The sequence below is a fragment of the Calothrix sp. 336/3 genome, assembly GCF_000734895.2.
GTDB lineage: Bacteria > Cyanobacteriota > Cyanobacteriia > Cyanobacteriales > Nostocaceae > 336-3.
This window is the reverse complement of sequence record NZ_CP011382.1, coordinates 789,967-802,431: the sequence shown is the minus strand read 5'-3', so window position 1 is coordinate 802,431 and position 12,465 is coordinate 789,967. Positions and strand designations below refer to the sequence as shown.

Annotated in this window: 9 protein-coding genes; 3 read left to right on the top strand and 6 right to left on the bottom strand. The window is 40.6% G+C overall.

The genetic code is table 11. The annotated features are described in order from the left end of the window. Window positions 1-60: 60 nt before the first annotated feature. Window positions 61-378, bottom strand: a complete 318-nt coding sequence (locus IJ00_RS03200) for a hypothetical protein (RefSeq protein ID WP_046814706.1) — start codon at window positions 376-378, stop codon at window positions 61-63. A 377-nt stretch (window positions 379-755) separates the two neighbouring features. Here IJ00_RS03200 and IJ00_RS03195 point away from each other — a divergent pair, with 377 nt between their 5' ends. Together IJ00_RS03195 and IJ00_RS03190 are read left to right on the top strand one after the other, a co-directional pair. Next, the gene (locus tag IJ00_RS03195) at window positions 756-1,790 is read left to right on the top strand and encodes a sensor histidine kinase KdpD (RefSeq protein WP_046814946.1); all 1,035 of its coding nucleotides are present in this window, start codon (window positions 756-758) and stop codon (window positions 1,788-1,790) included. Between the two features lie 43 nt (window positions 1,791-1,833). After that, window positions 1,834-2,517 carry a response regulator transcription factor gene (locus tag IJ00_RS03190; RefSeq protein ID WP_035149991.1) on the top strand — a complete coding sequence of 228 codons (684 nt, stop codon included), beginning with the start codon at window positions 1,834-1,836 and terminating at the stop codon, window positions 2,515-2,517. Window positions 2,518-2,759: 242 nt separating this feature from the next. Here the strand turns inward: IJ00_RS03190 and IJ00_RS03185 are convergent, their stop codons facing one another. The 4 genes from IJ00_RS03185 to IJ00_RS03170 all read right to left on the bottom strand — a co-directional run bounded on the left by IJ00_RS03185 (window position 2,760) and on the right by IJ00_RS03170 (window position 10,037). Continuing rightward, complete coding sequence (locus IJ00_RS03185) at window positions 2,760-3,380, bottom strand: hypothetical protein (RefSeq protein ID WP_238178422.1); 621 nt, start codon at window positions 3,378-3,380, stop codon at window positions 2,760-2,762. A gap of 436 nt (window positions 3,381-3,816) precedes the next feature. Further along, a complete protein-coding gene (locus IJ00_RS03180) occupies window positions 3,817-5,406 on the bottom strand; it encodes an NCS2 family permease (RefSeq protein WP_339366862.1) in 1,590 nt (529 codons plus the stop codon). A gap of 414 nt (window positions 5,407-5,820) precedes the next feature. Then, window positions 5,821-7,647, bottom strand: a complete 1,827-nt coding sequence (locus tag IJ00_RS03175) for a tetratricopeptide repeat protein (RefSeq protein ID WP_035149987.1) — start codon at window positions 7,645-7,647, stop codon at window positions 5,821-5,823. Window positions 7,648-7,796: 149 nt separating this feature from the next. Further along, window positions 7,797-10,037 carry a PAS domain S-box protein gene (locus IJ00_RS03170; RefSeq protein WP_046814705.1) on the bottom strand — a complete coding sequence of 747 codons (2,241 nt, stop codon included), beginning with the start codon at window positions 10,035-10,037 and terminating at the stop codon, window positions 7,797-7,799. Window positions 10,038-10,534: 497 nt separating this feature from the next. On the opposite strand from IJ00_RS03170, the gene IJ00_RS03165 reads away from it, so the two are divergent. Beyond that, a complete protein-coding gene (locus tag IJ00_RS03165; protein ID WP_035149986.1) occupies window positions 10,535-11,686 on the top strand; it encodes a glycosyltransferase family 4 protein in 1,152 nt (383 codons plus the stop codon). Window positions 11,687-11,840: 154 nt separating this feature from the next. Here IJ00_RS03165 and IJ00_RS03160 read toward each other — a convergent pair whose 3' ends face one another. Further along, window positions 11,841-12,398, bottom strand: a complete 558-nt coding sequence (locus tag IJ00_RS03160; protein ID WP_052754368.1) for a glycosyltransferase family 4 protein — start codon at window positions 12,396-12,398, stop codon at window positions 11,841-11,843. Window positions 12,399-12,465 lie beyond the last annotated feature (67 nt).

Sequence of the window (12,465 nt, the reverse complement as noted above, 5' to 3'; positions counted from 1 at the left end):
ATTCCATATTATCTGCCTCTAGGATGAAATGCTGGATAGGAATAAAATTTTTAGGAGATTTTACAGAGGACATTGAAATTCTGACCATGTAATTGGATGGTTTTGATGGAGAAGAATTTTTAAGGCAGGAATAGAATTATTGACCATCGCCAAAACTAAAATATTATCTCCACAGTAAATCCTGGGATTGTCCCTAGCTGAAATTATTGTACCTTGACGAATTAAGCCAATACAGAAACACTCTCTAGGTAGAGCTATTTTATTTAAATTTATTCCACAGTAAAGACTATTTAACTGAATTTTGACATTCACTAATTGTGGCTTTAAATCTCGACCTTGGAAATTGCAGTCTGAGTTAGGAATAGGAGTAAATTTCATAAACATCAGATTGAGATAAATCAAGCTATAAATATTTTTTACTGGAAAATCTGCGCTAATTCTATTAGATAATTGATATATTTTATGGTTGGTGAATTATATATAGGGAGATATATTCAATATGTATAGGACTTTTACTTTTTGTGTTGGCAAAATATCCTACTTTCAGATGTGTGAATAGAGTTCATAACACCCAGCTTGGGAATTATAGATAACCCTGTCTTGATGACAAAATCCAGGAGTAATCCTATATCTCTAGATATAGACTGTGTTTATTCCCTACCTAGTTACAAAAATATCCCGGATAATGACAAGTGGTTGGTAATCATGGACACTTAATCTTGAAAAGAAATCATCCCCAGGGTATTTACTGGCTAATGATCATAGCTTTTACAATTGTTATTACCTTAGAATATCTGACTCCACCGGAATATGTCTTTGGTTATCTTTATACAGGAACAATTTTATTAGCCAGTTCACAATTGAATCGTCGTGCAGTATTCATCGTCACCGTTGCTGCTTGCGGTTTTACCTTACTAAATATTTTTATTCCCAACTGGCAAATCATCACCCTATCAGCAATTGCCAATCGAGCGATCGCCACCTTTGCTTTAATTGTTACAGGATGTTTAAGTGCGCGCAACCGTCGGAATGAAGAGGCGATCGCCTACACCCAAGCACAGCTAAATTCCCAAGTGCAACTTGCACAGATGCGGGAAGATTTCACTTCTACCCTCACCCATGACTTAAAAACTCCCCTCTTGGGTGCTATTGAAACCCTTAAGTCTTTTCAAAATGGATTATTTGGGGAAGTCAACTCTACCCAACAAAAAGTTATTGAAACTATCACTCGTAGTCATCGCAATACTTTACAACTTCTGGAAACCCTCTTGGATGTTTATCAGATTGATGCCGAGGGATTGAAATTAGATTGTCAAGTAGTAGATTTAGTAACCATTGCCGATGAAGCAATTACCACCCTGGCAGAAGTTGCTAGAAACCGTCAAGTATATATTTCCCTCAACTCTGGAGCCTCTGATTTTCGCCGTGCCCTCTGGGTAAATGGTGACAAACTACAATTAGGACGGGTATTCAGCAATTTACTCATCAATGCCATCAATCATACACCCCGTGGGGGCAGGGTAGAAATTGTTAGGGAAAATTACTCCACTTATCAGATTGTCAAAATTATTGATAGTGGTAGTGGTATTACAGAAGCAGAATTACCCCATCTATTTGAAAGATTTTACCAGGGAGATGGCGATCGCCATGCCAGTGGTTCAGGTTTAGGTTTGTACCTCACCCGCCAAATCATTGAAGCTCACGGGGGTATAATTTGGGCAGAGAATCTTTCTCCCAAGGGTGCAATGTTTGTCTTTCGTCTACCGACATCTCCACCATCAGGGGATTAGGAAAGATGGGATGATAGACTCATGATTCATAACTACTGACCAAATGCGACTTTTACTTGTTGAAGATGATGAATTATTTCGCCTTGGTTTATGTACAAGGTTACAACAAGAACCGGGCATCGAAATTATTGCAGAAGCAGAGGATGGTGAAACCGCAGTAGCAATGACAAATCGTCTGCTGCTAGATGTCGTTTTATTAGATATTGGTTTACCAGGAATTGGTGGGATTGAAGCTTGTCGGCAAATCAAACAACTACACCCCCATTTACCAATTTTAGTATTAACTTCCCGCACAGAAAAACCCTTAATTGCTAAACTAATTGAAGCCGGAGCACAAGGATATTGTCTCAAAGGTATTCCCGCAGAAAATTTAATTTTGGCATTACGTTCTGTTGCTGCTGGTGCTTCCTGGTGGGATAAAAATGCCACTTCGGAAATTCGTGCTGTTTTTGAAGGTAATCAAACCGCTATCTTGCCAACAAAATCTCACGAAACTGAGGAACAAGAAAATTATCTTACCAACCGAGAACAAGAAATTCTTGCTTTGATCGCCAAAGGTAAAAATAATCAAGAAATTGCCCAACTTCTTTATATCACACCCGGTACTGTGAGAGTTCACGTCCATGCTATTCTGCAAAAATTAGCCGTACGCGATAGAACCCAAGCGGCAATCATGGCAATTCACAAAGGATTAATTGCTCCGGAAATCATCAATTCTATCTCTTAAAAATGCCACATTATCTATTTTAATCCTGAGCAATTGACGTTATCAAATGATTGTCTAGTATTATTAAATTATTCCAATTACTAATGTTTTTATATTTATATAAATTGTTTTTTATTTCTGATGCAAAAATACACGATTTAGAGATAATACCCTGCGGGAAGGCGCTCCTTAACTACATAAATTTCCACCCGTAAAAATATGGTGTTTATGCTCTTGTTTCCCTAAGCCCTATTTGTCACACATTATTTATATCTATCCCACTGAAATTCAGCTAATATGACTAAAAAAAAAGCCATAAAAGTTCCAGTAAATAGAAATTGCCACGCACTGATAAAAGGTAAAAACCAAATCACTAAGAGGTGAAATATCCCTGCTACGATTAAAGCACGAGAATGTAATGTTATTCCTGTCAACAAGTAACCGACAGAAGCTACTCCCAACCATAAGGAACAAAGGTGTATTAAAACTATCCCCCAACCTAGGAAAATACTCAAATTAGTGCAGAGAAGTCCAGCGATAACTAGAACTACCCAAAAATTCAGCAACCAGTTGACACACTCTACTGTCACCCAATTTTTTGTCCAACGAATCATCGCTATCAGACATATGAGACTGAGTGCTGACCATAAAACAGTTTGCACTACCCAACTAACTGGGAAAAATTGTGCAGTGACAAACATAATAAATACTAAAAAAGCCCAAAGAATACAAGCTAAATCTATTTGAGTATATAGATTTGAATATATCTGATATTTGCCAATTTGCCAGTCAATAAACCAATATTTATAGTGACTATAATACTGAGGGTTAGACGGTTTACGGCGGAGTAATGGAGCAGAATTTGTGAAAAAATTGATATTCATATATTATCTGCAATAAGAGTTTTCAGGAATTTTTAATAGATATAGCGTTTCTCATTCTAGTGAGGTATAGAAGAACCCCTCCCCAACCCTCCCCGAAATCGGGGCTACGGTGTACACACAAGTCTTAAAATTTCCCCTAGCACTTGGTTTCGTCATTTAGATTTAGGTTGTGCGATCGCTCTGGAAGCCTGTCATTGCGAGGAGGAACGACGTTCGCGCAGCGTGTCGCTTTGCGACTCAGCAATCGCAAAAACCACGGGATTATGTGATTACTTCGCTCCGCTATCGCTGCGCTCGTAATGACAATTTAAGGGGTCTATAACGCCTGAAACCCTTACAGCTACCACTTGTGTGTACACCGTAGCCAAAATCGGGGGAGGGTGCCCGATAGGGCGGGTGGGGTTGTATTTCATCTGATTGGGAAACGCTATAAGATTTATTCCACATCACGAGAAAAATTAGCCTGATAATGGGCATAGAAAAAGAGAATGCCAAGCAAACAGTAACCAATAGCCCAAGCACCTCCAGCACCCCAGGCAAAAACACCTACAGTACTAGTCTCAGTCCAACGATAGCCATGTATTAAACCAAACCAAGAAAGTGCAGAGCCAATTAGAGTCCAAATTGCTGCGAGATGAAAATTACGCTCAATGATGTGTACCATTACAGAAGCAAGAATAATTGAAGTGAGTATATATCCCTGTTCAAGAGCAAATCCTCCATCAATAAATAAGTTATTCAGTTGAAATTGTGTAATTAATTCTGGAGTTAAGGGACGCTCTTTTGTACCCATCTCTGCAATTTGCAGAGCAACCTTAACCATAAGTGTCCCCCAAGCAGCAACTGCTGGCAACAAACCAATAACAACTGCTGGTGCATGACGGACTGGAGCCACAGTAAAACATTGAGCAACAATACAGATACCAATAGCAATCAGAACTGCCATCCCCCCTTCTAGAGGAATAAAATAGCCCAGTAAAGAAGCTGTACCAGTTAAGGAAAGAATTGCTGCAAAAATCCCACTCAAAAAAGAGTAACTGAATCCTGCTCCCATTGCTTTCCATCCGGGATGACCTGTATATATGGTGGTGGGAAAACAAGAGCCACAAATAGCAGCAACAATAGTAAAAATACCATGTCCCATTAAAGCTGGCATTTTGGGATAGGAATCACCAGCAGCTTTTGCACTTTCTAAGTTTTGAAAACCATTAATAAAATCAAAAATTGCTAAAGGAACAATTACAGCTTGGTATTCAATTAAAAAACCTCGTCCTTGCCATAATTTCCCTAACCAAATACCAGGTGTATAAATGCCAATTGGTTTGAGAGCATCGATTAATTGGGAATTATCCCAGTGCATTAAACCTGTTCCCCAAGCTAATGCAGTACCAAAAAGAATAGCCAGTAAACCCGCAGGTATGGCAAACTTAACTTTACCAAAATAAGCTAATAAGATAATTCCCAAAGGAACTAAACTCACGACTGGATAGGCAAATGTCCGCATAAAGAAACCCATTGCCATAAACGTCAGGGCAATTCCACCTAAAGTTGATAAGTGAGCGGCTAAAGGGATGAAACGCTGGAGACTTTTTATCGCCCACAACCCAGCTAACTTGATGAAACCAGATGCTAGACACGCTACTATCCCTGCTTGCCAAGCCATTTCTGCGGCTTGTTGTGTAGAAACTCCTTGAGCGATCGCGTTAGTTTTTACTGGCAGCATGACTAAAAAAATATGAGCCAAGAGACTAACAATATTTACCCCAGAGGGCAAAGCAGTCATGTTGTAGCGTGAAAGCTGTTTGCTCTGGTTATATCCCAACCAGCCATAAAAAAAATTACTTAAAAATACACTTAATGCAACTCCTGGTAAGATACGTTCATAAATCATGTCTGGGGTAAAACCTAATACACCTTGACATAGACTCAAAATCAGCATTACCTGGACAAAATTTTCTAAAGCTAGCGCCAAAAAACCATCGATTTCCCCAGCAAGAAATAGGCGCTTTAAAGTAAGCGTTGACAATTCAATCTCCCTAATATTAAAGTAATTTGAAATAACTAAACTGCCGTTATCGTAGAGGTGGCAGCATCCGGTATAGTTCAGTAAAAGGCTTATGAGATGATTTTATATTAGTAGCTTTTATCTGATGAATTGGAGCCACAGAAATTTGACTAACAAGAGGCTGCTCTCCTGTCGTTTGTGTAACATTTTGTGTAGACATAATTTATTCTAGAGATTTATTTATTTCTCTAGGCTCTCCTGTCTGTAGCTAAAAAGCATTCGGTAAATATGCTGAATTTCAGTTAAATTTTTCGTGAGAATAATTTTAGATTTGAAAAAATCTATCTGTCACAGATGTCAGAATTTCTATGTTACGTAATGTAAACATATTGCTGGTTTGCTACTACCATATCTCTGATTGTAGATAACAAAAAATTAATACTCTCTTAAAAGTTGAGGTAAATAATCATAGCCATCAACGCCAATCACAGAAATAATTTTTGGGCGACTTTGTTCTAGGTATTTTTGAAAATTATCTGTACCGATTTGTCCCTGTAATATTGTCAGTAATCCGGCAGGTTTGCGCCATTCAGTGGAAGTAATTTGATGGAGCAGATACATCCCTAAACAACCTGTATAAATTGCCCGTTCAAAGTTAGCCATACTATAATTGACTTCGGCTAAGTTGGCTAAATTTAAACCCTGTAAATACAAGTCTCCGGAAATTTGTGCTGTATTAAAACCGGCTTCTAAATGCTGGATGGCATTTTCATTGTCACCAATTACTTGGTAGGCTACACCCAAACTACTCAAGCATAAAGCTTTGCTTTGGACATCTCCTAATTGCTCTGCTAATTTTAAACCCTGTTGTAAATAATTAATGGCGCTTTCGTAGGTTTCAGGTTCTGCTTGTTCTAGCTGCTGGGCTTGCATAACTTCGCTATAACCCAAGTTTACCAGGGCATTGGCTTCCCCGGTTCTATCTCCAGCTTGGCGACTGAGAATTAATCCCCGTTGGCTAGATTTTATGGCTTCGGTATAATTTTTTTCTTGCACCCAGGTACGACTGAGATGATTTAAATTAGCAATTTCGCAGGGGCGATCGCCAGCATTGCGGGCAATTTCGAGAGCTTGTTGATGGAAATTTCGAGCGCGTTCATACTGCCCTAAAGCCCTTTGGGAATAGCCTAAAAGGGTTAATATCCTGGCTTTCTCCTGGGTTCCCTCTACCTGTTGCAAGGGTTCATCAAAGTAGTTCAAGGTATCCCGTAAATAGCTGCCGGAGAAGGAAGCGAAAATCCCCCCATACAAGGGGAAATACTGTCTTTGGGAAAAGTTGCGCAGTATTTGTAACATGATTTGGGAAGCTGCATTGCGGTAGCGACTATTGCTAAAGCCACTAGCCAACTGGCTCCAAATAGCAGCAAAGGTTAAAAAAGTAGAAATCGATAGCTTAGAACCTGCTTTGACATTGTAGGGCTGTTGGTCGAACCAATTAACTAAACCCCGTTGCAAATACTGTAAAACAATGGCGATTTCAATCCATTGTCCCAGGGAAAGCTGTTGTTGTTGGGCAAATTCCACTACTGAACCATCCCTTGCCAGGTGGCGGAAAAATGCCCCCAGAAGCTCACTATTAACTTTTTTGCCCCAAGTCGCCCAGGGACCACTTTCCCCTGGTACACCGCCAAAACCGAGGGATTCCCTACCCTGTTCATACATCCAACTCACTAAATTATCTTGCAGTCGTTGCCATGCAGAGATACCATAGCTGACACCTTGAAATATTTCTTGTAAATCTGTATCAGCTTGGGCAAATTGTTGCAGAGACTTGGCTAGCTGCTGAATTTGTGCCAAATTTAGGGGATGTTTTTGATTGGGATCGGTGACACGCAAAAAGATAGTCAGACGTTCCTCGGATGAAGCGGTAATAATTTCTCTGGCAGCTGTGGCGATGATTTCATTGGCTTTATTTTGCTCCTGTGCCCGTTGCCACTGGGTAGAAATTGTCTTGATAGCTCGTAGGGAGCGGGTTGCTTTGGCTTGTTTGAGTTCATCGGTTTCCCCATCTAATTGGGTTTGAGCAGCTGTGAGGCGATCGCTCAATACCATCTCAAATATTTCTCCTGTTCCTGCTGTTATCCCTGACAACAACATTTGATACACCTGTTCGGTGGAACTAATCTTCCCTTTGAGAGTGGTTTCGACAATTTCATCAATGAGAGCAAGGTATTTTTCCCGCCAAGACAAAGAATCAGACACGTCACTCACCAGAAAGCATTACGTTAATATTAGTCATTATGTCAGCAGAAAAGGCGTAAGGGGCAGTTTTAATTACAATTTGGGTGTGGCTGCATAGCCAAAGAAGGGAGAAGGCAGTATCTTAAACAGTCATCTTATCTTTCCATTCACTAACAACTCACCTCTTTCATTGGCAAACTGACAATAAATGTTGTGCCCATCCCTATACCCAAGCTATCAGCTTTCACTGTTCCCCCGTGCAATTCCACTAAATGCCGCACGATCGCCAATCCTAAACCTAATCCTCCATGGGAACGGGTTCTTGAACCATCTGCTTGCCGAAAACGCTCAAACACATAGGGTAGGAAATCCGCAGCAATCCCTTCTCCCGTATCTCGCACACGAATTTCTACCCAGGAATCTTGACGCTTCAAAGAAATATTCACCTTTCCCCCAGAATGGGTAAACTTAACCGCGTTTGAGAGTAAATTCCAGGCAATTTGTTGTAGGCGATCGCTATCACCCATGACAATCCCGACGGTGGGATCTAAATCCCAAGTTAGGGAAATTTCCTTGGCGTTTGCTGCTGGCTTGATAGTATCAATTGCTGCCATGACTACCGCAATCAAATCGATGGGAGAGATATTTAAACGTAGTTCACCCCGAATAATTGCTGATACATCTAATACATCTTCGATAATACTTGTCAGGTTTTTGGTATTGCGATCGATGGTTTCTAGGGCTTTACTGGTGATATTCTCGTCAAATTTGCGACTACGTAATAATTGTGTCCACCCCGTCATGGCATTCAAGGGGGTGCGTAACTCGTGGGAAATGGTGGCTAAAAACTCGTCCTTGAGGCGGTTGACAGCCTCTGCCTCTGCCCTCGCTATCTGTTCCCGTGCCAGGAGTTCTTCCCGTTCTTTTTCGGCTAGTTTCCGTACTGTAATATCGCTGACTAAGGAAACAAAGCCCTTAACTTTGCCCTCTAGGTCAAACTGGGGAATATACGTACCATGAATGTAGTTATCATTGCCTTGGGTGCAGGGGATGTGAATTTCATAGTTGACTTCCTCCCCGGATAAAACTTGTTGAATATAGGGTTGAATCAATCGGTAATTACATTCCCCAATCACTTCACGCATCGACTTGCCCAGGATTTCTGCTGGGGAGATACCGAACCAATGTTCGTAGGCTTGGTTGTTAAAACAGTAACATTCTTCCTTGTCTACGTAAGCAATTAAAACAGGTAAAGCATTGGTAATTAACCGCAATTCCTCTTCCCGTTGCTGTAATGCGGCTTCTGCTTGTTTGCGATCGCTCAAATCTAGATAAAAAGCTACAACTTCTGGTTTGCGAGTACCTGGATTCTGAATGGTGGCAATCCCCAGAAGTATGGGTACTCGTGTACCATCTTGACGAAAATATTCTTTCTCGAAGGGTGTGGCGTAACCTAGGGTTCTGAGTTCCTGAATTGCCTGTTGATTTAAATCATAATATTCCGGTGGTGTCATTTCATCCCAGCGAATTTTACCTGCGGCTAAATCTGCGCGGGTATAACCTACCATCTGGAGAAAATAATCGTTTGCGTAGTGGATACCACCCTCGAAGTCGGCAAAAATCACCCCAAAAATATTTGACTCAACTAATTGTCGAAACCGCTTTTCACTTTGATGTAAGGCAGTTTCTGTCTGCTGAAGTTGGGTTAAGTCTAAAACAAAACCAATTACCTGCTCTGGGGAATCATCTAATAAGGCAGAACCCAGCAAAACCGGGACACGGTATCCTTGTTTATGGATATATTCCTTGGCAAAAGGTTTACATACTCCCTTGTACTGCAATTCTTGAATCGAGCGATCGCTCAATTCTACATATTCCGGCGGTGTCATTTCTCGCCAACGCACTTTCCCCTGGGCTAAATCTTCCCTGCTGTAACCCACCATATCTAAAAAAGCATCGTTTGCCTCTTGTATTCCCCCACGGATATCAGCGACAATCACACCTATAATATTTGCATCTACCAATCGGCGGAATTTTGACTCACTCGCTTGCAGTTTTTGTAAGCTGATTTCTAACCCTTGTTTGGCAGAGCGCAACTTAGAATTAAGAGAACTAATTAAAGTTGTGACAAAAATATATATCCCCATTCGGAGAATATTGTCCACAGCCAATAATGCTGGTGAAGAAATGGATTCTAAGAAAAAATAGCTAATAGCCACAGTTGACAACAGAGTAGCTAATAATCCTGCTCCCATTCCACCATACCAAGCACTAACTGCTACCGCCGCAAAAAATAATTGAAATAAAGTCGGTGTCAGTACAGGTTCTAACCAGAGTGTTAATAACAGGGCACTTCCTACAGCCAACACTGCGACAGCATAGGGTGCAAGAAGAAGGCTGATTTTTTTCAACTTTGCTTCTCCTTGTGGTCAGTCACGGAGTTACACGGCGATGACATAATATTTTTAGGATATGTCAGTCCGTTATTAGCTTTTGTTCACTTGCGATCATAAGCAAAATTAGCTCCAGATTTTATTGTGCATTGGAAAAACCATTATTGCGATCGCCTGAAGGGTAGAGGATTCATTAGCAGAAAATCACCTCAACAAAAATAGTCAATTAGATAGATATTTATGTCATCAATCTACAAAGCGATACAACTTCGTTCCGCTACGCGATCTTTAGAGATACGTGAAACAATACTAAACTAAAATGAAGTCCCTGCTATTTACCAAATTATGTTTCATCTCATATCCGCACAATAACTTGTGTATACAGAAATCGGAAAATTCTCTTTCCCTTTGCACCCTGCACCTTGCTCTCTGCTCCCTTAAATTATAAGTATTCAACTGGACATGATATTACTTTCTTGTGTGTCTAAGCTTTTTCAACGTGCTGGATTAATTCCATGAAGCGTCTACTATTAATCACCGAAAGATTTACACCGGATATTGGGGGTGTTGCCAGAAGCGCGACAAGGATTGTCACTAGTCTTTGTACCATGGGTGTACAGGTTGATGTCTTGACGTGGAGTCGTTATTTACAACCAGGTGAATTATCTCCCTGTGAAAAGATAGGAGAAAATTGTCAGGTTTACCGCATAGGATTATATCGTCATTGGGATATGACAATGCCCCACACGGTAAATGTTATGGAATGGTTACAGCAGACTCATGGGTATGATTTGATATGGGGACATTATTTATTTCCCAGTGGTTTTTTAGCTGTATGGTTTGGCAAATTGCAGGGAATACGCAGTATTGTTAGTGCCCGTGGTAATGATATTGACAAGGAAATGTTTCCCCCGGGAGATTTTGCTCGCTTGCGGTGGACGCTGGAACAGTCAAATTTGCTGACTGTTGTGAGTGCAGATATGGGGCGAAAGTTGTCTGTACTGAGTGGTAGGGATGATGTAATAGTATTAAAAAATACGATTGATTCAAATATTTTTACACCAGCGCCAGGGAAGAGGGAGTTGGCAGAATCCTTAGGAATTATACCGGGTGAGGTGGTGTTAGGTTTTTGTGGAGAGTTACGACAGAAGAAAGGGCAACAATTTTTACTAAGTGCGTTGACGAGGGTGAGGGAAAAATATCCTGCTTGTTTATTAATTATTGGGGAGGTGCGAGCATCCCAGGAGTCGATGTTACAAACTTATCGACAGCAGTACCCTGAAGATGGTTCGAGAATAATTATTACAGGACATTCCCAGGATAGTCAGCAGGTGGCAGAATATTTGCAGTTGGTGGATGTCTACTTGCAACCTTCATTGTGGGAAGGAATGCCAAATGCCCTATTAGAGGCAATGGGATGTGGTTGTGTGTGTATTGGTAGTGATGCAGGGGGTATTCCTGAGGTAATTTTTCATGGAGAAAATGGCTTTATTTTGCGGCGATCGCACCTGCATCAACTGGGGGAAGCAGTTTTAGAATATCTGCAATTGTCTGAGGGTGAAAAACAGAGAATTAAAGCCGCAGCTCGCCGTTGTATTGTGAAAGAATATTCTTTGAACCAGGAGAAGCAGCAACTCTGGAGAATCTTAGATTTGGGATTGGATTAAGGAATGAAGCAATCTTACCCCTGATATGACAGTAAACTCAATGTTTATGAGGTACAGCAACTAATTGAAAAAGTAATGAATATGATTCATGAATTTACTTATTACTCCTAACTCCTAACTCAATCATCGCATGGAGTAAAGAGAGTGACTGTCTTTAATTTTGAATTGATTTATATCCTTTCACTAAACTATTTCCCGCACATTCCCAAGTGTAAAACTGTTCGATGCGTTGGCGAGCATGGGCAGCTAAATATTTTCCTAGTTCCCTATCGTGGTACAATTGCAACACTGCATCCTTGATGGCTTTTGCTGAACCTGGTTTGACGAGTAAGAAATCTACCCCATTTGTTCCTAACTCTCTCACCACTGGTAAATCGCTGGCAACTACTGGTGTACCTGTCGCCATAGCTTCGAGAATTTTCAGAGGACAACAACCTTGAATCAAGTTGCGATCGCTAGCAGTCAAAGGTGCAAGTACCACATCTCCTCTGTGGATATATTCTACTAATTTATTTTGCGATATTGGCTCCAGAATTTGAATTTTTTCCTGAACCTGAAGTTTTGTTACTAATTGTTGACAAAGCTCTATTTGGTATGGCTTCCCTTGCCCAATAATAGTTAAATGAGTAGGAATATCACGATTGAGTAAAGCTAATGCTTCGATGGCTAAATTTACTCCCTGCCAAGGCGACAATGTGCCAAAATATATCATCTGCCAAGGATGGGAACAAGGATGGGAGATATCTGAACAATAATCCCTCTTTTGTTACCTTGGGGAA

Bases quoted from the DNA above. Each gene is read 5' to 3' on its own strand.
- IJ00_RS03200 (WP_046814706.1), bottom strand. From the start codon at position 378: ATGAAATTTACTCCTATTCCTAACTCAGACTGCAATTTCCAAGGTCGA.
- IJ00_RS03165 (WP_035149986.1), top strand. From the start codon at position 10,535: ATGAAGCGTCTACTATTAATCACCGAAAGATTTACACCGGATATTGGG.
- IJ00_RS03185 (WP_238178422.1), bottom strand. From the start codon at position 3,380: ATGAATATCAATTTTTTCACAAATTCTGCTCCATTACTCCGCCGTAAA.
- IJ00_RS03160 (WP_052754368.1), bottom strand. From the start codon at position 12,398: ATGATATATTTTGGCACATTGTCGCCTTGGCAGGGAGTAAATTTAGCC.
- IJ00_RS03190 (WP_035149991.1), top strand. From the start codon at position 1,834: ATGCGACTTTTACTTGTTGAAGATGATGAATTATTTCGCCTTGGTTTA.
- IJ00_RS03195 (WP_046814946.1), top strand. From the start codon at position 756: ATGATCATAGCTTTTACAATTGTTATTACCTTAGAATATCTGACTCCA.